Origin of the sequence: Hymenobacter radiodurans (genome assembly GCF_004355185.1) — a bacterium.
GTDB classification, from domain to species: Bacteria; Bacteroidota; Bacteroidia; order Cytophagales; family Hymenobacteraceae; genus Hymenobacter; species Hymenobacter radiodurans.
The window spans coordinates 1,150,314-1,168,615 of sequence record NZ_CP037922.1 but is presented as its reverse complement, the minus strand read 5'-3'; the positions used below and the strand labels follow the sequence as shown (position 1 = coordinate 1,168,615).

Genomic DNA, 18,302 nt, shown 5'->3' with positions numbered 1-18,302 from the left:
CCTATACTTTACGATGGTAAAGCACGCACTATTTAGCTATTTTCCAACTACTTATCAGCTTTGGCAATTATGTCAAACGTCAGGCTGAAATCGTTGCGGATGGCGTAGTTACCCAGGTTTTGAAAGAAGCTGCTGGAGTTATAACTCACGCCAAACTGCGTGCGGTCGAGGCTGGCGGTGCCCTGTATCTGTAGGCCTTTGGGGTGAGGCGTAACAGTGACCGGAAAGCGCACCGGCTTGGCAATGCCTTTCAGCGTAAGCTCCCCCACCGCCTGCCCCTTCACGACTTCACGCAGCACGAAAACGGCAACCGGAAAGCGCTCGGTATCAAAGAAATCTGCCCCCCGCAAGTGTTCCTGCAACTTGACATCGGTATGCGTGATGGTGTTCATATCGAACTCAAAGCGCCCCTGGCGTATGGTAGCGCCATCGGAAGTGAAGGTGCCGCGCCGAAGTTGGAGCAGCCCACTGGGAGCCCAGGAGCCAGCTTCCGCGTAGCCCGTCCAGGTGAGACGGCTGGCAGCAGGAAGTGCTTGGTAGGTGGTAGTGGCCGGCCGGAAAGCCAGGCAGAGAGTAACAACGAGTGTTAGAAGCAGCGCTTTCATGGTCGTGTTTATAAGTAAAAGTTTCGATTGTGACAGGAAAAAAGCCCCCCGGAAGCAGTAGCCTGGCTTAGCGCACGGTGGCCTCGGTTTCTAGTAGGCCCATGCCTTTGTAGAGCTTGCCATTTTTGTCTTTGGCCAGGATGTACCAGAGTGCGTCGCCGCCGTAGAGCTGCTGAGCGCTGGTGGCGTAGCGGTAGTTTTTGGCGAACGTGTAGGTAATTCCTTGGCGCAGCTGGCCGTTGGGGCAGTTGAAAAGCTCGGCAAACTCGGCGGGCGTTTCGCGCATATTGGCCTTCCAACCCTCGGCGCTGTACCAGATAAAGCTGCCGCACTCTACCACCTCCAGGTCGGCCACCTCAGCGCGCAGCATCGTGCTGTGCTTCCACACAAATTGGCCTGGCTTGGCGGGGTCGGCCTCGGGATAATTGGGGTTGGGCGTGTGCCAGAGCGTGAGGCCCACCGGCACCTGACGAAGCTTGTCGGGCAGGACGCGGGTATGATCGGTCCAGGCGGTTTGGGCCGCTGCTGAGAAGCTAAGGGCCAGCAGTGCCAGCGCCAAGAGAATGTTTTTCATGACCACGAGTGGAGTAGGTGAATACGATCCAAAGGTGGGCGACCTAGTTCCGTTAAGCGCCCCAGATACAGATGTGGGGCGTACCAGATCATGATGTGGCACTAAGTGGCGCCGAAAAGGGGCTTCCGAGCTCTGTAGTCAATGGCAGCAGCTCACTGGGGGGCAAATTCGCTGGGTGCCACGCCGGTGAATTGCTTAAAAATTCGGTTGAAGGTGGTCTTGGAATTGAAGCCGCATTCAAAGGCAATTCCCAGCAACGTGAGGCGGGCCACATCGGCAGGATTAGCGAGGCGGCGCTTCACGGCTTCCACCCGGTAGCCATTCACCAGGTCGTTGAAAGACTGCCCAAAGCCATTATTAACGGTGAATGAAATTAGTCGCGGCGCCAGACCCGTATGCGCCGACAATTCGGCTAGCGTGAGCGTGGGGTTCAGATACAGCTGCTCGTCTTCCAGCGCCTGACGAATGCGCTCCAACACCGCCGCATCAACCGCAGCCGGCGCCTGGCGCACCGTGGGCGCTACGTCAACCGCATTGGAGGAGGTAGAAAAAAGCCCCCCGCTCGTCTCCCCAGGCAATAGCGTTTCGCCTACTGGCTGGGGGGCTTTTTCAGCCGCTTGCAGGGGCGCAAAATGCACAGCTCGCATGTCGGCCTGGCGCAGGCCTACCACGCCAATCAACAGCACCACCCCGCCTAGCAGCCAGGTAGAATAATCGTAGGCGTAGTACAGATGAAAGAATTCGCGCAGCACTACCTCCACCAGCCACTGCACGCTCACCACGCCCAGCGCCAGCAAAAGCACCCGCAACCACTTCAGGCGCAGCTGCGACAGTTCCGAGAAATTGTCGGGTAACCAGCGCCGGTAGCGCCGCAACAACTGCAAGCTCAAACCCAGATAAATAATCAGCGACACCCAGGTGCCGATAAACTCTATCCGGTACGTGTATGGCTGATGCACCTGCTCCCAAAACCACAGCCGCGTTTGGTAAGGTTCGAACCGGAGCCACCAGTAAAGCACTGCCTGCACCAGTACGGGCACAAAGTGCCACAGATGCCGCCTACGCAACTGAAAGGGCTGACTTACTAGACTTTGCACATAAAAGTAGAGCAGCGGCCCAAAGGCTAGGGAATAGTAAATTGGGGTAAAATACCAGTTGGCATTCTGGCCATACAGTCCTGCGGCGCGCCACAATCCGTCCAGCACCCAGAGGGCAATAGCCAGCAGCAGCAACGCCAGAAACCGGTTTGGGAGTTGGTTGTGGGGGGCAAACCACAGCAGTCCCGCCGCGAATACTGCCTGGGCCAGCACCGCAAACAGAAGAACAATTGCCGGGGTAATAGTGAGCTGCATAAAGTGAATTCTGTGGTTCAGAACATCATTGGTAACGTATTCCCAACCGGCCATTACCTCCGCCTTATGCCCTTAACAGCACTAGCTTCGAAGTGATTTATAAGCTGGTATTCACTGAAACCAGCGCAGATAGCTTAATCCCGAGAATAATGAAGTAATATATCATTTCGCTATTTTACTGTCCGAAGAATCAATATGCCACCCTTCTCTGCGCCTCCTTTTTTCGCCAACCGAGTGGCCTATATTGCTGGCACGGCGCTGCTGGCCGGCACTCTCGATATCAGCGCGGCCATGACCAACTTCGCTGTTTCGACGGGCGGTAGTCCGTTGCGGGTGCTGCCTTATGTGGCCAGTGGTGTGTTTGGCAAAGCAGCCTTTAGCGGCAGCCCTCTCATGTTGGTCTGGGGCCTGGTATTCCACTTTAGTATTGCGCTGGTATTCACCGTCTTCTTTTTTGGCTCTACCCACGCTTGGCTTGGCTGGGGCGGCATCCGGTACTGGGCGGATTGCTTTATGGGATAGGCGTGTGGCTGGTAATGAACCGGGTAGTGGTGCCGCTCTCGCAGGTGTCTACGGGGCCATTTAACCCTACGCAGGCAGTTATAAACGCCGGAATTCTGATGCTTTGCATTGGATTACCAATTTCCCTACTGGCTCATCGATACTATCAGCGCCGCTCGTCTCAAGCCTAATAGAAAGCCTTCACCACTTTACTGAACGGGGAAAGATAAGCATCTTTGACAGTCTCGAACCTGCCATCTATGCGTCTAACACCTTACTACCTTTTCGTTCTTTTCGCCTTTCTGGGCTGCGCCAAAACTCCTTCCAAAACCGCGCAGCAAACCACTCAGACCTCCAATAGCCTTTATTTCCCCGCTGCCGATGAAGCCTGGCAGCGCAAAGAGGCCGCACAAGTAGGCATGGATGCCGCCCTGCTGGAACAGGCTGTAGCCTTTGCTAAGCAGCAGGAAACCACCCAGATGAAGCCTGATTTCTCTACCCAAAAGGAGATTTTTGGCGAGCCGCTCGGTCCGTTGCCCACCACTCGCGCCGCTACCAATGGCCTCATTCTACGTCACGGCTACATCGTGGCCGAGTGGGGCGACACCAAAGCAGCCGACCCAACCTACAGCGTGGCCAAAAGTGTGCTGTCGACTATTGTGGGGCTATCCGTAGAGAAAGGTATCATCAAGGATGTGCGCGACCCCGTAGCCAACTACATTAAAGATGGCAGCTACGCCTCCGCCCAAAATCAATCGATTACCTGGGAGCACCACCTGCGCCAGACCAGCGAGTGGGCCGGGGAACTATGGGGTAAGAATGTTAATTTCCTTGGCAAAGAAGCCTTTGGCCAGGGTGAGCGCAAGCCCCGGGCCCTTCAGCCGCCCGGCACCTACTACGAGTACAACGATGTGCGCATCAACCGCATGGCGCTGTCGTTGCTACAGCTCTGGCGCAAGCCGCTGCCCGAGGTATTTCGTGATGAAATAATGAACCCCATCGGAGCGTCAAACACATGGCAGTGGGTACCGTACCGCAATTCTACCGTCGAAATTGATGGTAAGGCAATGCCTTCCGTGAGTGGCGGCACCCGCTGGGGGGCGGCCTCTGGATCAGCGCCCGCGACGAGGCACGATTTGGCTACCTCATGCTGCGTCAGGGCCGCTGGGGGGCAAAACAGCTCGTACCCGCCAGTTGGATAAAGCAGGCAACCACCCGCGGCCCCGTCGGTCCCGACTACGGCTATTTATGGTGGCTCAACACGGAGCAGAAAGCCTGGCCCAGCGCTCCGGCCACTAGCTATGCAGCTCTCGGTGCCGGCTCCAACACTATCTGGATCGACCCCGAGCACGATATAGTCATCGTGTGGCGTTGGCACGATGGCAAGCCTGATGAACTCATTAAGCGGGTGCTGGCGGCAGTACGGGAATAACGGCCGCTATATAGGATTTGTAAAACGCCTACGTACCATAGCTCAGCAACTTCAAGAACCACATCCGCCTCAGACAAGTCGCTAGGCACTAGCGAACTTCTCAAGTATCATTTCCTTTTCTTTTATGCCTGCTACCCAAACCACTTCTCTTGATATTCCAGCCTTATCATTGAGCCGCCGCATTAAGAATACTAGTCTGGTGATAGCGGGTATTCTGTCGGCGGGCTTTGGCTTGAAAGGCTTCCTGTTATCTAGTCATTTCATCGATGGGGGCGTCACGGGAGTTTCTATGCTGCTGTCATCCACGCTAGGCATTCCCCTTCCCTTTCTGCTTATTATCATCAACATTCCGTTTTTGCTGCTGGGCTATCGCCAGATAGGGATGGCCTTCGCGATAAAAAGCGCCGTCGCTATTGCTGGCTTGGCGTTGTGTTTGGCCGTGATGCCTTTCCCCGATGTCACTCCCGATTTCTTCCTGACCTCCGTTTTCGGGGGGTATTTATTGGTGCGGGTATTGGCCTGGCCATGCGTGGCGGGGCCGTGCTCGATGGCACGGAGGTAGCTGCGCTCCTCATCAGCAAGCGCAGCTCCTTGCTCAAGGTCAGCGACGTTATTCTGCTGCTCAACATCGTAATTTTTGGCGTGGCCGCTTTTATCCTGGGCGTGCAGGTGGCGCTGTATTCAATTCTGACCTATGTTTCAGCCTCCAAAGCGCTTGACTTTGTGCTCAATGGCATAGAGCAATACACGGGCGTCACTATTATTTCATCCCAAAGCGAGGCCATCCGGCAGGCTGTTACCACCAATCTGGGGCGGGGCGTAACCATCTATCAGGGCAAGCGTGGCTTTGGCCATCGGGGGCACCAAGACCTGGCAATGGATATCCTGTTTACCGTCGTTACGCGTCTGGAGCTTCCTGCCCTTCGCGCCGAAATCCGCCGCCTCGATCCGCAGGCGTTCGTGGTGCAGCACCACATTGATGATGCGGAAGGTGGCATGGTTAAAAAGCGTCCATTCCATTAAGAATACGAAAGAAGCCAGACAGTCAGGAGGTTTAGCTCAACACTAAGCTACTTTGTCGCGTTAGGGTAGCAGAAATCATCTATCCCTATGCTTTTCCTTGCTGCCCCTATTGAGCCCTTTGACTGGAACCGTATTTTCCTGTCCGAGGACATGCCGCCGCTATTTCTCTTGGAAATAGCTTTTCGCTGCCTGCTTACTTACCTGTTTATTATTGGCGCCTTGCGCGTCACGGGCCGGCGTGGCGTACGGCAGCTTTCCCTCTTTGAGCTGAGCATTATCCTGGCGTTGGGCTCGGCGGCCGGCGATGCCATGTTCTACGATGATGTGCCTATCCTGCACGTACTCGTGGTATTCTTGATGGTGTCGGGCCTGTATCTGCTCTTCAACCGTCTAACCGAGCGCTTTCCTCGCTTCAGCGATTGGCTGGAGGGCGCGCCCGTGCTTTTGGTGGAAGATGGCCGAATCCATCTAGAAAATTTTACCAAGCAAAACTTAACTCAGAAGGAGCTTTTCGGCGAAATGCGCCAATTACAGGTTGAACACTTGGGGCAGGTGCGGCGCGCTTACATTGAAGCTACCGGCGATATAAGTCTCTACTTTTTTGAGGATAAAGATGTGAAGGCCGGCTTGCCCATCTGGCCGGAAAGGGTGGCCGACACGCACCGCCGGGTTCAGGGAGCTGGCTCTCATGCCTGCGCTCAGTGCGCACACGTGCAGGAGCTAGCGCGCGGCGAAGCAGCCAAATGTCGCGTCTGCCAGCACGATTCCTGGGTAGTAGCCTGCTCTGCTTTGCGAATCGCGTAAGAAGTTTTTGCGCCTGCCTTTACTTCATGTGGTATTATTGCGGCTTCACAGTCAAGCAACTGTAGCCATTGGCCTTGCCTACTCTATTGCTTGAGCCAGCCTATCATCTTTGCTTTAAGTGCTGTTCAATCGTATCGACGGCGCTAATTTGCCCCCCAACATGTCCAGCGCAACTCAGCCTCTGCCTTATCTTATCATCGACTTCGACAGCACCTTTACCCAAGTGGAAGGCCTCGACGAATTGGCGGATATTGCCCTTCAACATCACCCAGAGCGGGAAAAAATCGTGGGGCAGATTCGCAGCCTCACGGATCGGGGTATGAGCGGGGAGCTGAACTTCTCCGAGTCGCTGAAGCAACGTCTGGCACTGTTGGAAGCGCGGCGCGAGCACTTGCCGCTGCTGGTGGCACAGCTCAAAACCAAGGTATCAGACAGCATTGTGCGTAATCGCAGCTTTTTTGAGCGGTTTCGGGGCCGCATCTATATCGTGAGCAGTGGCTTCCGGGAGTTTATTGAGCCCGTAGTAGCCGACTTTGGCATTGATTCCGACCACGTGCTGGCCAATACCTTCACCTACGATACTGGGGGGCAAATTACGGGCTTCGACGCCGACAACGTGCTGACCCGCGACGGAGGCAAAATTGAGCAGCTCCGCCAGCTTGATCTTGCCGGCGACGTGTACGTGCTCGGCGACGGCTACACCGATTATCAGATGCGCGAAGCCGGCCTAGCCAACCGCTTCTACGCCTTCACCGAAAACGTGGCCCGCGCCGCCGTCGTGGCCCAGGCCGACGAAGTTATTCCGTCATTCGACGAGTTTCTCTACCAAAATAAGCTTCCCATGACGCTCAGCTACCCCAAAAACCGCATCAGCGTACTTTTGCTTGAAAACCCCGACGCTCGCGCCGCCGAGCTTTTCCGGCAGGAAGGCTACCAGGTGGAAAGTGTGCCCGGCGGCCTCGATGAAGATGAACTGGTAGAGCGCATTGCAGGCGTGAGCATTCTCGGTATCCGATCCAAAACGCAGGTAACGCCCCGCGTCCTTGAAGCGGCCAATCGCCTGATTGCCGTCGGAGCCTTTTGCATTGGCACCAACCAGATTGACTTGGTAAGCTGCATGAAAAAGGGCGTGGCCGTGTTCAACGCGCCCTTCTCCAACACTCGTTCAGTGGTAGAGCTGGCCTTGGGTGAAATCATCGTACTGGCCCGCCGCATCCCCGATAAAAACCCCAAAATGCACCTGGGTGAATGGGACAAATCGGCGCGTGGCAGCTTCGAGATTCGGGGTAAAAAGCTGGGCATTGTGGGCTACGGCAACATCGGCAGCCAGCTTTCGGTGGTGGCCGAAGCTATAGGCATGCAAGTGCTTTACTATGATATAGCCGAGAAGCTTCAACTGGGTAATGCCGTGAAGTGCCGCACGTTGCAGGAGCTCTTGCAGCAGGCCGACGTGGTGACGCTACACGTAGATGGCCGCGCCGAGAATAAGAATCTCATCGGGGCCGAAGAATTTGCGCACATGAAGCCGGGGGCCATTTTTCTCAACCTCAGCCGCGGCCATATCGTGGATATTTCGGCGCTGGCCGACGCCGTGCGTAGCGGTCATCTTGGCGGCGCCAGCATCGACGTATTCCCTTACGAGCCGAAAACCAATCACGAAACCTTCGAAAGTGAACTGCGAGGCTTGCCCAATGTCCTGCTCACGCCTCACATCGGTGGCAGTACGGCCGAGGCCCAGCGCAACATCGCCGAGTTTGTGCCCGAGCGCATTATGGGCTACGTGAATACCGGCAACACTCAGCAAAGCGTGAACCTGCCCAACATCCAACTTCCGGTGCAGCAGGCGCATCGTCTTATTCACTTGCACGCCAACGTGCCCGGCGTACTGGCCAGCATCAACAATGTATTGGCAGACCATCAGGTCAACATCCTCGGTCAATACCTCAAAACCAACGAGCACATTGGCTACGTGATTACGGATATTGATAAGGAATACGCGCCGGAGGTAATTGGGGCACTGCGCAAAGTAGAGCACACGATTAAGTTTCGGGTGCTCTACTAGCCCCTACATCCGCTCGCGCACTTCTTTCAGCACCCGCTCCATTTCGTGGCGCACGACGGTAGTTTCAGCTACGTGGTTATTATTCATGAAACTGACCGCCAATAGCTTACCCTTGCGCGTTTTTAGATAGCCGCACACATTGTGGTTGTTGCTGAGCGTACCGGTTTTGCCCCAAAACCACGGCCCGGCAGCATCGCGGTACACGCGGCGCAGAGTGCCGTGGCCACCACCCGCCGCCAGCAAACTCAGCAGCCGAGGTTCCGGCACTTCCTGGTGCAGCTTGAGCAGCAAGGCTGATAAGGTACGGGGCGTAATCAGGTTCTTGCGCGAGAGGCCGGAGCCATCTACCCAATGCGGAGCATCAGGCAAATCCTGCAAATACTGCGTGCGCACGGCCCGAATAACGCTTTGCGTACTCAGCGAATCGGAGCGCAGGCGCGCGGAGCACATGAGTAGCAGCTGTTCGGCCAGCAGGTTGTCACTGACTTGTAGCATCCGCCGATACAACGAATCAGCGGGCAAGCCAGCGAGGGTACGCACCGCCTCTTGCGGCCGAACAGGGCGCCAGGGGGCATTTAGCACGGGCCGACGCAGAGTATCCTGTAGCAGTTGAAGGACTAGCTGCGAGCTAGGGCGAAACGGCGTTTCGTCTATCCACTTTTTGGGCGACGTAAAGTACACGAAGCGATTGTCCGTTAGCTCGCGGCGCACGTGGTCATCGGCTGGGTGCGGGAACCCGGCCGGTGCTTCCTTCACAACGGGATTGAAGAAGCGTGGGCGCACGGCGGGCCGCCGGTTTGGGCCCGCATAGAAGCGAATAACATTGCCATACACGGGAAAAGCCGAGCGCTCGGGCTGGTAGTAATAGTTGTAGTCGTCCCAGCTCCAGCCCGGTCCAAAGGCTGCCTGAGCCATCGGGATTTCGCGGTAAACCAGTTTTTCAGGGCGATTTTGCAGGAAATCAAAGGCCTTGCGCGAAGGCACATCACCGTGGAGCAACGTGGGGTCGCCGGTACCCCAGAACAGCAGAGAGTCGCCGCGCACGACGTAGCGCAGGCTGGGCAGGGAGTCGCCGAGCAAGTGCAAACCGGCGTAGAAGCTGAATAGCTTCATATTGCTGGCCGGCGTAAAATAGCGGTCAGCGTTGAGCTCATATAGCTTTTCGCCCGACGCTACCTCGCTAATAGAAACTCCCACCTGATGCTGGCGTAGCACCGGAGACTCGGCAATCATCTTGTTTAGCCAGCGGGGGCCTTTTCCCCGATTCGCGCTCATTTCCTCCTCTTCGTCATCGCTGGCCATACCAGAGTGCGGCGCGGCGGCGCTCAGCGGAAACAGCAACAAAAACAAAAACGGCAGTGAACGCAGGAAAGACGGCATGGTGCAAGCAGTTATCTATGCAATTTGCACAGCATTATATCGGAAAGGAAGCGCTGGGGGGCTTTTTTACTACTCAACGACCCTTACTGTGGGCAGCAATATTTGTGCTGGGCACAGTTGAGCCCGAAGCTGCACCCGCAACAACTGCGCCGTTGGCAGCCTAATCTCCGCGCTGCCGGGGTCAAAGCAAGCTAAAGTTGGGATTCGATGGCCGAAAGCTTCGCTGCCCCGGATATTCCGCCTAACTTTGTTTCCCGTTATGCCAGACCGAAATATCTCTTCTCCGACTGCGACGGCCAAGTACATCTTTGTCACCGGCGGAGTCACCTCCTCCCTGGGCAAAGGCATCATCTCCGCCTCCCTAGCCAAACTCCTGCAAGCCCGCGGCTTCCGGGTCACCATCCAAAAGTTCGATCCCTACATCAATATCGACCCCGGCACGCTCAATCCTTATGAGCATGGCGAGTGCTTCGTGACGGATGATGGGGCTGAAACCGACCTTGACCTAGGCCACTACGAGCGGTTTCTGAACACGCCTACATCCCAGGCCAACAACGTCACCACGGGCCGCATCTACAACCACGTGATTAGCAAGGAGCGCGAAGGCGCTTACCTAGGCAAAACCGTGCAGGTGGTGCCCCATATCACCGACGAAATCAAGCGGCGTATGCTGCTCCTGGGTCAGGGCGATGAATTTGATATCATCATTACCGAAATTGGTGGCTGCATCGGCGACATTGAAAGCTTGCCGTTTGTGGAGGCTGTGCGCCAGCTACGTTGGGAATTGCCCCCCAACGACTCGTTGGTGATTCACCTCACGCTACTCCCCTACCTAAAGGCGGCTGGCGAGCTCAAAACCAAGCCCACGCAGCACTCAGTGCGCGACCTACGCGAAGCTGGCTTGCAGCCCGACATTCTGGTGTGCCGCTCCGAGCACCCTATTCCACCGGAAATGCGCCGCAAAATTGCGCTTTTCTGTAACGTCAAGATCAACTCCGTAATCGAAAGCCTCGACGCGGAAAGCATCTACTCTGTGCCGCTGCTCATGCTCAAGGAGCAGCTCGACGAGCGGGTTATCAAACGCCTGCGGCTGACGGGCGGTGCCCAGCAGCCCGATCTGGAAGTTTGGAAAGACTTTTTGGGCCGACTCAAAAATCCTACGGAGGAAGTAACCATTGCGCTGGTGGGCAAATACGTGGAGCTACCCGATGCCTACAAGTCCATCAACGAGTCCTTCGTGCACGCTGGGGCGCATAATGAGTGCAAAGTCACGGTGCGTAGTATCCAATCGGAGCATATTACGCCCGAGAACGTTGCTCAATTGCTGCAGGGTGTAAATGGGGTATTGGTAGCACCGGGCTTTGGTGAAAGGGGCTTCGAAGGCAAAGTATGCGCGGTGCGCTACGTCCGCGAGAATAATATTCCCTTTTTCGGTATCTGTCTGGGAATGCAAGTAGCCATGGTAGAGTTTGCCCGGCACGTATTGCAGCTGAACAGCGCCAACTCCACCGAAATGGACCCTTTGACGCCCACCCCCGTCATTGCCATGATGGAGGAGCAAAAAAATATCACGCAGAAAGGTGGCACCATGCGACTGGGCGCTTACGACTGCGACCTGCGTCGTGGCTCCAAAGCAGCCAAGGCCTACGGCCGCAACCACATCAGTGAGCGTCACCGTCACCGCTACGAGTTCAACAACGAGTATCTGAAGGACTTCGAGGCGGCAGGCATGATAGCTTCAGGCGTTAACCCCGGCACGGGTCTAGTGGAAGTGATAGAGCTGAACGGCCACCCGTGGTTCGTGGCCGGGCAGTTTCACCCCGAGTTGAAAAGCACCGTAGAGAACCCTCATCCTCTATTTGTACGCTTCGTGCGGGCCGCTATTCAGCACCACAAGAATGAGGTGTAACTAATTGATTGTTAACATAGAGAGGAATTTGGTTGAGTTCATGTTCACTACTCAGCCAGATTCCTCTCTTGCTTGTACAACGGGTCCATTTTCCTGCCACCTCGCCCGATTTTTCTGCTTCTGCATAAAATAAGCTGCTACTACCGACCTTTGTAGCAGCGCTGCCGAATTTTCGCTGGCAACAATAGCGTGCTGGGCGCATTTTTCCAGCTCTTTTCTTAGTACCGAATACCTACGCATTTATTTACCCTTCAATGGACAAGAACTCAGCAACCGGCCTATTCTTGATTTCGGCCTTGCTCCTCATCTATTTGTTTTTCTTCGCGCCGAAGTCGGAGCCGGAAAAAGCCCCCGCAAAGCCGGCGGCTACTGCTAGTACTGCTCCCGCCAAAGCTGCCACCGCTACGCCTGCTCCCCTCGACTCTGCCGCGATGGCACAGGCCCTGGGTAATTTTGCTGCGGCGGCTCAGGGCACAGCCCAAGATGTGCAGCTTGCCAACGACGACCTGACCATTACCTTTTCTACCAAAGGTGGCCAGGTGCAAGCCGTGCGCATCAATAAGTACAAGACCTTCTTTGGGCAGCCTTTCGACCTGCTGGATAAGGAAAGCGCCAAAATTGATACTCGCTTTCGTACCACCGACGGCCGCACGGTGCGCTTCTCTGATCTGTACTTTCAGCCTAGCGCCGCGCAATCTGTCACAGAGGGCAACCGCCAAGGCCAGCGCCTAACTTTTACGGCTGCCGTGGCCGGGGGGCAAATTGAGCAAGTATATACGCTCTACAATGATTCTTACGAAGTTGGCTACGAGATGCGCTTTGCTGGCCTGGGCAATGTTATTGCCCAAGAGCCGATGACACTCACCTTCCTCGACCGTGTGCGCCAGACGGAGCAAGACCGCGCTCAGAATCGCAACCATACGACCATCAATCATTATTTAGCCAATGATGATCCAGGCTCCTTGTCCGAAACCAGCGAAGATCCCGAGGAAATCGTCATTAACGAGCCCGTGAAGTGGGCCGCGCACAAGCACGACTTTTTCGTGGCCGGCCTGATTGCCCAGAACCAGTTCAGCACGGGTAAGTTCAACTCCAATGTGCCTGCTGCCACGGACTCTACCAACAAATTCATCAAAACGCTGAGCACCACGCTCACGGTGCCCGCCGCCGATGTGCTGGGGGCAAAGGCCAGTTTCGGTATTATTTCGGCCCAAATTCCTTCCAGATTCTCAAGGAAGTAGCACCCGGTTTCGACCGCAACGTGTACTTGGGCTGGGGCATTTTCCGCTGGATGAACCGCTTCATTGTGATTCCAGTGTTCCATTTCTTGGAGCAATTCATCAGCAGCTACGGCATTATTATCGCGCTGCTAGTACTGCTTATCAAGTTGGTTACTTGGCCTTTGACTTACAAAACCTACGTGTCGCAGGCGCGCATGAAGGTATTGAAGCCGGAACTAGACGAGATTAAGGAAAAGTACGGCGACGACCAGGCTAAAGTGCAGAGCGAGACGATGAAGCTCTACACATCAATGGGTGTGAGCCCGCTCAGTGGCTGCGTACCCACGCTGCTGACGCTGCCTCTTGTGTTTGCCATGTTCAACTTCTTCCCCAACTCCATTGAGCTGCGGCAAGAGGCATTCTTGTGGGCCAAAGACTTGAGTAGCTACGACGTATTCGCTAAGCTGCCCTTCGAAATCCCGTATTATGGCAGCCACATCAGTATGTTCACGCTACTGATGACTGCTTCTACTCTGCTCATGACGTGGCAGAGCAATCAGCTCAACACCGCCATGCAGGGCCCGATGAAGTTCTACAGCTACCTGATGCCGCTGATTTTCCTGTTCGTGTTGAACAGCTTTGCCGCCGGCCTCACGTGGTATTACTTCGTTTCCAACGTCATTACCTTCGGGCAGCAGGCGCTTACGCGCCGCTTCGTAGATGAGACCAAGCTGCGGGCTCAGCTTGAAGCCAACAAGGTAAAGAACAAGGATAAAAAGCCTGGCGGCTTCCAGGCCCGCCTCGCGGAAGCCATGAAAACCGCCCAGGAGCGGGAAGCCGAAGCCCGCAAGCAAGGGCCCGCTAAACCAAAAACCAAGTAAGGTCTTTACCTCATAAAAAAGCCCCCAGCGACTCGCTGGGGGCTTTTTTATGCTTCGTATTGCTAGGTACTGTTATAGTTTGCGGACCCGCTCCAGCACTAGTTGGTTCATCGGATTGGGTTTCAGGCCTTGCACGTTATTCTGCGTAAGCCGCACTACTTCATCATAATACATGGGAATAACCGGGCATTCCTCTACAATAATACGGTCCATCTGGCGGTACAGATCATAGCGCTTTTCAGTGTCCTGCTCTAGTTGGGCCTGCTCGTACAAACGGTCGTAGGCGGCACTTTTGAAGTGCGTTTTATTAGGGCCGGCCGGCGAGAAGTTCTTGCTGTAAAACAACGCCAGATAGTTTTCTGCATCGGGGTAATCGCCCAGCCAGGATTTGGTAAAAAATGCTGCCCGGCCGTTATCCACGTTCTCCTGATGCGCGGCCCCCTGACTCACATCGATGGTCACCTGCACACCTACTTCAGCCCATTTCTTCTGGAGGTACTCGGTTATTTCCTTTGTTTCGGCCACCGTACCCAAGCGCAGGCGCAACGGTTTGCCAGCACCATATCCAGCAGCTTTTAATAGCTCACGGGCCTTTTCGGGTTGATAGGTGTAGCCAGGGACCAGCTTTTCGCTGAAAGACGGTAAAGAGGCGGGCACAAACCCCGAGTTGCCAGGCCGGCCCACATTATTGAGGAAGTAAGCAATGAGTTCGGGCTTGTTGAGCGCATAGTTCAAAGCTTGCCGCACCCGCTTATCGCGCAACGCCGGATTGGCTCCCTCCCCCCGCAGATTAGTGGGGTCCTGCTGAATACCCAGGTATTCTGTATTTAAATACGGTACTTTCTCAAAGCGAAATTTTCCCTCAAAATCCTCACGAACAGTACCATCGGGGTGCAGAATCAAGTCGCGCGAGCCGGCTCGGATACCGCTTACAAAGTCCAGCTTACCCTGCTGAAACGTCAGGAACTCCGTTTTTCGGTCCTGGATGAAAGATATCTGAACGGCATCGAGATACGGCAGCACCCGCCCCTGCGCGTCTTTGCGCCAATAATGCGGGTTGCGATGATACACAATGGCATTGCCTTCGTCCCAATCTTTAAACAGAAAGGGGCCCGTACCCACTGGGTGCTCCCGGAAATCTTTGCCGTAGCGCTGCACCGCTTCACGAGGCACTACATAGGCGTACGGCATGGTCAGGATGCTCAGAAAGGGAATAAATGGCTCCTGCAGATGAATTCGTAAGGTGCTGTCATTCACGGCCACAAAAGCCGTATCCGAGGGCTCGCCCGCCGCGTTTTCCAGCACTTTCCCTCGAAAAATCCAGCCACCAGTGCTGGCCGTCACAGGGTCGAGCAAACGCTTAAAACTGTATACAAAATCCTGAGCGGTGACGCGCCGGCCTTTGCCCCCGGAAACACCTCGCTGTCGTGGAAGAATACGTTAGGACGCAGCGTGAACGTGTACCGCCGACCATCGGGCGAAATATCGTAGTGCCGAGCCACTGCCGGTCCGGGCTTCAACTGGTCGTCGAGTTCGACCAAGCCATTATATAACTGCGTCACGGCCCAAGTATTCGCCTGGTTGCGGGCAAAAGCAGGGTCAAGAGAAGTAAGCGCTTCCGGCTGGTTATATCGAAAAACGCGGCGCTCGTCGGTGGAGCCACTTGGGCCACCGCAGCTAGCTAATGCCGTGAGCAACGGGAAGGCAAAACCAGCAAAACGACGCAAAAACGGAAACATGAGAAAGGCGAAACAGTGTATATTTGTGCTAAGTTCGGTGCAAGTGTAACGCTAAATTGGCGTCCGACCGCTCCTTTCCGCTTCGCTTTATTTATGAAACTGACCTATTACGGCCACTCCTGCTTCTTGGCTGAGACTGGGGCACTAAGGTGCTCTTCGACCCTTTTATCCGCCCCAATGAGTTGGCTAAGGATATTGACGTTGAGAAAATTGAGGCTGATTTTATCCTACTCAGCCACGGCCACGGCGACCACGTAGCCGATGTCGAGGAAATTGGGAAGCGCACAGGCGCCGAATTGGTAGGCATGTTTGAGGTGCTAAGCTGGTTTGAAGCAAAGGGCCTGAAAGCCAACTACAAAATGAATCTGGGGGCAAATTAAAGCTACCCTTCGGCACAGTGAAGTTAGTTCCAGCCGCCCATTCCAGCTCCATGCCCGATGGCTCCTATGGAGGTTTGGCAGCTGGTTTTGTGATTGAAACCGCCGAGAAAAACTTTTACTTCGCCGGCGATACCGCCCTTACCTACGACATGAAGCTCATTAATGAGCGGCATGAGTTGGATTTTGCTATTCTGCCTATTGGTGATAACTTCACTATGGGCATTGACGATGCAATTGAGGCAGCCAACTGGGTAGGAGTTCGTCAGTTTATCGGCATGCATTACGACACTTTCCCGCCTATTAAAATCGACCATGACGCGGCCCGTGAACAGGCCACGCAAGCCGGAAAAGAATTAGTGTTGATGGCCATCGGATCGACAATGGAGTTGTAATTTAATTAGTTAAATAGCTGAATCATTGATTTATAATATCAGCCTTCAGCCTTTTACTACTTAAACTGTCAACTATTAAACAAGTAAGAATAAACCCACATGGGAAAAATTATCGCGGTAGCCAATCAGAAGGGTGGAGTGGGCAAGACCACCTCATCCATCAACCTTGCGGCTAGCTTGGCAGCTTTGGAATACCGTACTCTGCTAGTAGATGCCGACCCGCAAGCCAATGCTACTTCCGGTGTTGGCTTCGACCCCAAGGATATTCAGAACAGCATCTATGAGTGCATGGTGGATGGCATCAATGCTCAGGATATCATTCTGCAAACCAATATCTTGCCTCACCTCGACCTCATGCCTTCCCACATCGATTTGGTGGGAGCGGAAGTAGAGATGATTAACCTCCCTAATCGGGAGGAAAAAATGAAAGAGGCGTTGCGGCCATTGGCCGATCAGTATGATTTCATCATTATCGACTGCTCGCCTAGCTTAGGTTTGATTACGGTAAATGCCCTTACGGCCGCTCATTCCGTGATTATTCCGGTTCAGTGCGAATACTTCGCGCTGGAAGGCTTGGGCAAATTGCTGAATACCATCAAAATCATTCAGAGTCGACTCAATCCTGAGCTCGAAATCGAAGGTATTCTGCTGACTATGTACGATGTGCGCCTGCGCCTCTCCAACCAAGTAGTAGAAGAAGTAAAGCTGCATTTCCAGCAGTTAGTTTTTGATACGATTATTCCGCGCAACGTGAAGCTGAGCGAGTCGCCAAGCTTCGGTATCCCGGTTATTCTGCACGATGCCGATAGCAAAGGCTCTATCAGTTACCTAAACTTAGCCCGCGAGATTGTGGAGAAGAACTCGGTAGCGGCCGACCCGGAAGCGGCTGAGGATGAAGCAGCTTAACGTCTGACTTCTTGATAAAGAAACGAAAGCTGGCAGGTGGTATTCCATCTGCCAGCTTTCGTTTAAGGCCAATGACGATAGTAGTGAGTAAAATTTCCGGTCCTTCCCCGGCGTTTGTGTATTTTTGAATCCCGCTTTGGCCCGGTACTGGGCTTAGGCTGTTAGTAGGTATGTCAGAGAAGAACGAAGAAAAAACTCCCGCATCAGTTCCGAAGCGCAAAATTGGCGGCTTGGGTCGCGGGCTAAATGCCCTTATTGAAGGCAGCTACGAGAAAAAAGGTGAACGGCTGGTGCCGCATCCGGTCAATTCGGTAGGCTTCATTTCGGTGAATCATATCGAGGCGAACCCGTATCAGCCTCGCACTCACTTCGACCAGCAGGCATTGCAGGAATTGGCCGAGTCTATTCGGATTCAGGGCATTATTCAGCCTGTGACTGTCCGTCAGCTAGGCACCAATTCTTATCAGCTTATCAGCGGCGAACGGCGTTTGCAGGCTTCTAAGCTGGCGGGCTTGGATACGATTCCGGCGTACATCCGCAAGGCCGACGACCAGCAGATGCTGGAAATGGCCCTGATTGAGAATATTCAGCGCGAGAATCTTAACGCAATAGAAATTGCGCTTAGCTACCAGCGTCTGGTGAGTGAGTGTAGCTTAAAGCAGGAAGAACTCGGCGACCGGGTAGGCAAGAACCGCTCGACGGTAACCAACTATCTGCGGCTGCTAAAATTGCCCCCCGACATTCAGATTGGTCTGCGCGACGCTGAAATTTCGATGGGCCACGCCCGTGCCCTTATCAACATTGAGGATGCCGAGCAACAGCTGATGCTCTATCGTCGCATTGTGGCCGAAGATCTGTCGGTGCGTCGTGTAGAACAGATTGTGCGTGGTGGCGGCGCAACTACTGCTCCAGCCTCGACGCCTGGTCAGAAAGCGCCCGAAAATGCCCCCCAGCCGGTTCCTGTAGCCGAGTTGCGCCGTACCGAGCGTCACCTATCCGACCGCTTCGGCAGCCGGGTACAGGTAAAGCCAAACCCCCAGGGCAATGGCGAGATCAGAATTGCGTTTGACTCGGTGGAGGATATGCAGCGTATTCTCCATATTCTTCAACCGTCTTAGTACGTAGCAACGGCAGATGACTGG

The 18,302-nt window shown here is 54.7% G+C and carries 19 protein-coding genes and 1 pseudogene; 14 read left to right on the top strand and 6 right to left on the bottom strand.

The window, feature by feature from the left end:
* Positions 1-47: 47 nt before the first annotated feature.
* From EPD59_RS06180 to EPD59_RS06170, 3 genes are all read right to left on the bottom strand, one after another.
* Positions 48-605 carry a YceI family protein gene (locus EPD59_RS06180; RefSeq protein WP_133272026.1) on the bottom strand — a complete coding sequence of 186 codons (558 nt, stop codon included), beginning with the start codon at positions 603-605 and terminating at the stop codon, positions 48-50.
* Positions 606-672: 67 nt separating this feature from the next.
* Complete coding sequence (locus EPD59_RS06175) at positions 673-1,179, bottom strand: hypothetical protein (RefSeq protein ID WP_133272025.1); 507 nt, start codon at positions 1,177-1,179, stop codon at positions 673-675.
* 152 nt (positions 1,180-1,331) lie between these two features.
* Positions 1,332-2,531, bottom strand: coding sequence for a helix-turn-helix domain-containing protein (locus tag EPD59_RS06170; protein WP_133272024.1), 1,200 nt, complete (start codon positions 2,529-2,531; stop codon positions 1,332-1,334).
* 195 nt (positions 2,532-2,726) lie between these two features.
* Here EPD59_RS06170 and EPD59_RS06165 point away from each other — a divergent pair, with 195 nt between their 5' ends.
* The 7 genes and pseudogenes from EPD59_RS06165 to serA all read left to right on the top strand — a co-directional run bounded on the left by EPD59_RS06165 (position 2,727) and on the right by serA (position 8,353).
* Entirely contained in the window at positions 2,727-3,053 is a 327-nt protein-coding gene (locus EPD59_RS06165; protein WP_133272023.1) for a hypothetical protein, read from the top strand.
* Positions 3,054-3,292: 239 nt separating this feature from the next.
* Positions 3,293-4,234: a serine hydrolase gene (locus EPD59_RS23135; protein ID WP_262712930.1), complete on the top strand. Its 942-nt coding sequence runs from the start codon at positions 3,293-3,295 to the stop codon at positions 4,232-4,234.
* Entirely contained in the window at positions 4,180-4,464 is a 285-nt protein-coding gene (locus EPD59_RS23130; RefSeq protein ID WP_262712929.1) for a serine hydrolase domain-containing protein, read from the top strand. The genes EPD59_RS23135 and EPD59_RS23130 overlap by 55 nt, the downstream gene beginning before the upstream one ends.
* Before the next feature lie 124 nt (positions 4,465-4,588).
* Positions 4,589-5,202 (top strand): annotated as a pseudogene (locus EPD59_RS23550) (YitT family protein); the annotation flags it as partial.
* The gene (locus tag EPD59_RS24035) at positions 5,188-5,487 is read left to right on the top strand and encodes a DUF2179 domain-containing protein (protein WP_394347225.1); all 300 of its coding nucleotides are present in this window, start codon (positions 5,188-5,190) and stop codon (positions 5,485-5,487) included. The pseudogene EPD59_RS23550 and the gene EPD59_RS24035, both read left to right, overlap by 15 nt.
* Positions 5,488-5,574: 87 nt before the next feature.
* Complete coding sequence (locus tag EPD59_RS06150; protein ID WP_133272022.1) at positions 5,575-6,291, top strand: DUF421 domain-containing protein; 717 nt, start codon at positions 5,575-5,577, stop codon at positions 6,289-6,291.
* Between the two features lie 160 nt (positions 6,292-6,451).
* Complete coding sequence (serA, locus tag EPD59_RS06145; protein ID WP_133274607.1) at positions 6,452-8,353, top strand: phosphoglycerate dehydrogenase; 1,902 nt, start codon at positions 6,452-6,454, stop codon at positions 8,351-8,353.
* A 3-nt stretch (positions 8,354-8,356) separates the two neighbouring features.
* On the opposite strand, the gene EPD59_RS06140 is transcribed toward serA, so the two are convergent.
* Complete coding sequence (locus tag EPD59_RS06140; protein ID WP_133272021.1) at positions 8,357-9,733, bottom strand: D-alanyl-D-alanine carboxypeptidase/D-alanyl-D-alanine-endopeptidase; 1,377 nt, start codon at positions 9,731-9,733, stop codon at positions 8,357-8,359.
* 259 nt (positions 9,734-9,992) lie between these two features.
* Between EPD59_RS06140 and EPD59_RS06135 the strand changes: the two genes are divergently transcribed.
* The 3 genes from EPD59_RS06135 to yidC (EPD59_RS22300) all read left to right on the top strand — a co-directional run bounded on the left by EPD59_RS06135 (position 9,993) and on the right by yidC (EPD59_RS22300) (position 13,743).
* On the top strand, positions 9,993-11,642 hold the full coding sequence (locus EPD59_RS06135) for a CTP synthase (RefSeq protein ID WP_133272020.1): 1,650 nt from the start codon (positions 9,993-9,995) through the stop codon (positions 11,640-11,642).
* Between the two features lie 254 nt (positions 11,643-11,896).
* Positions 11,897-12,883, top strand: a complete 987-nt coding sequence (gene yidC, locus EPD59_RS22305; RefSeq protein WP_240731642.1) for a membrane protein insertase YidC — start codon at positions 11,897-11,899, stop codon at positions 12,881-12,883.
* Positions 12,769-13,743 (top strand): membrane protein insertase YidC, encoded by a 975-nt coding sequence (gene yidC, locus EPD59_RS22300; protein WP_317128522.1) that lies wholly within the window; start codon positions 12,769-12,771, stop codon positions 13,741-13,743. Before yidC (EPD59_RS22305) ends, yidC (EPD59_RS22300) begins: the two co-directional genes overlap by 115 nt.
* Before the next feature lie 72 nt (positions 13,744-13,815).
* On the opposite strand, the gene EPD59_RS06125 is transcribed toward yidC (EPD59_RS22300), so the two are convergent.
* Both EPD59_RS06125 and EPD59_RS06120 read right to left on the bottom strand, forming a co-directional pair.
* Entirely contained in the window at positions 13,816-15,099 is a 1,284-nt protein-coding gene (locus EPD59_RS06125; RefSeq protein WP_240731641.1) for an ABC transporter substrate-binding protein, read from the bottom strand.
* Positions 15,084-15,482, bottom strand: a complete 399-nt coding sequence (locus tag EPD59_RS06120) for a hypothetical protein (RefSeq protein WP_133272018.1) — start codon at positions 15,480-15,482, stop codon at positions 15,084-15,086. Before EPD59_RS06120 ends, EPD59_RS06125 begins: the two co-directional genes overlap by 16 nt.
* Positions 15,483-15,631: 149 nt before the next feature.
* On the opposite strand from EPD59_RS06120, the gene EPD59_RS23540 reads away from it, so the two are divergent.
* The 4 genes from EPD59_RS23540 (at position 15,632) to EPD59_RS06105 (ending at position 18,278) form a co-directional block, all read left to right on the top strand.
* Positions 15,632-15,862 carry an MBL fold metallo-hydrolase gene (locus tag EPD59_RS23540; RefSeq protein ID WP_317128467.1) on the top strand — a complete coding sequence of 77 codons (231 nt, stop codon included), beginning with the start codon at positions 15,632-15,634 and terminating at the stop codon, positions 15,860-15,862.
* A gap of 17 nt (positions 15,863-15,879) precedes the next feature.
* Entirely contained in the window at positions 15,880-16,254 is a 375-nt protein-coding gene (locus EPD59_RS23535) for an MBL fold metallo-hydrolase (protein ID WP_317128466.1), read from the top strand.
* A 99-nt stretch (positions 16,255-16,353) separates the two neighbouring features.
* A complete protein-coding gene (locus tag EPD59_RS06110) occupies positions 16,354-17,160 on the top strand; it encodes a ParA family protein (protein ID WP_133272017.1) in 807 nt (268 codons plus the stop codon).
* A gap of 170 nt (positions 17,161-17,330) precedes the next feature.
* The gene (locus tag EPD59_RS06105) at positions 17,331-18,278 is read left to right on the top strand and encodes a ParB/RepB/Spo0J family partition protein (protein WP_133272016.1); all 948 of its coding nucleotides are present in this window, start codon (positions 17,331-17,333) and stop codon (positions 18,276-18,278) included.
* Positions 18,279-18,302 lie beyond the last annotated feature (24 nt).

Excerpts from the sequence above, each read along its gene's own strand:
- EPD59_RS06180 (WP_133272026.1), bottom strand. The coding sequence starts at position 605 with ATGAAAGCGCTGCTTCTAACACTCGTTGTTACTCTCTGCCTGGCTTTC.
- EPD59_RS06175 (WP_133272025.1), bottom strand. The coding sequence starts at position 1,179 with ATGAAAAACATTCTCTTGGCGCTGGCACTGCTGGCCCTTAGCTTCTCA.
- EPD59_RS06170 (WP_133272024.1), bottom strand. The coding sequence starts at position 2,531 with ATGCAGCTCACTATTACCCCGGCAATTGTTCTTCTGTTTGCGGTGCTG.
- EPD59_RS06165 (WP_133272023.1), top strand. The coding sequence starts at position 2,727 with ATGCCACCCTTCTCTGCGCCTCCTTTTTTCGCCAACCGAGTGGCCTAT.
- EPD59_RS23135 (WP_262712930.1), top strand. The coding sequence starts at position 3,293 with ATGCGTCTAACACCTTACTACCTTTTCGTTCTTTTCGCCTTTCTGGGC.
- EPD59_RS23130 (WP_262712929.1), top strand. The coding sequence starts at position 4,180 with ATGCTGCGTCAGGGCCGCTGGGGGGCAAAACAGCTCGTACCCGCCAGT.
- EPD59_RS06150 (WP_133272022.1), top strand. The coding sequence starts at position 5,575 with ATGCTTTTCCTTGCTGCCCCTATTGAGCCCTTTGACTGGAACCGTATT.
- serA (WP_133274607.1), top strand. The coding sequence starts at position 6,452 with ATGTCCAGCGCAACTCAGCCTCTGCCTTATCTTATCATCGACTTCGAC.
- EPD59_RS06140 (WP_133272021.1), bottom strand. The coding sequence starts at position 9,733 with ATGCCGTCTTTCCTGCGTTCACTGCCGTTTTTGTTTTTGTTGCTGTTT.
- EPD59_RS06135 (WP_133272020.1), top strand. The coding sequence starts at position 9,993 with ATGCCAGACCGAAATATCTCTTCTCCGACTGCGACGGCCAAGTACATC.
- yidC (WP_240731642.1), top strand. The coding sequence starts at position 11,897 with ATGGACAAGAACTCAGCAACCGGCCTATTCTTGATTTCGGCCTTGCTC.
- EPD59_RS06120 (WP_133272018.1), bottom strand. The coding sequence starts at position 15,482 with ATGTTTCCGTTTTTGCGTCGTTTTGCTGGTTTTGCCTTCCCGTTGCTC.
- EPD59_RS06110 (WP_133272017.1), top strand. The coding sequence starts at position 16,354 with ATGGGAAAAATTATCGCGGTAGCCAATCAGAAGGGTGGAGTGGGCAAG.
- EPD59_RS06105 (WP_133272016.1), top strand. The coding sequence starts at position 17,331 with ATGTCAGAGAAGAACGAAGAAAAAACTCCCGCATCAGTTCCGAAGCGC.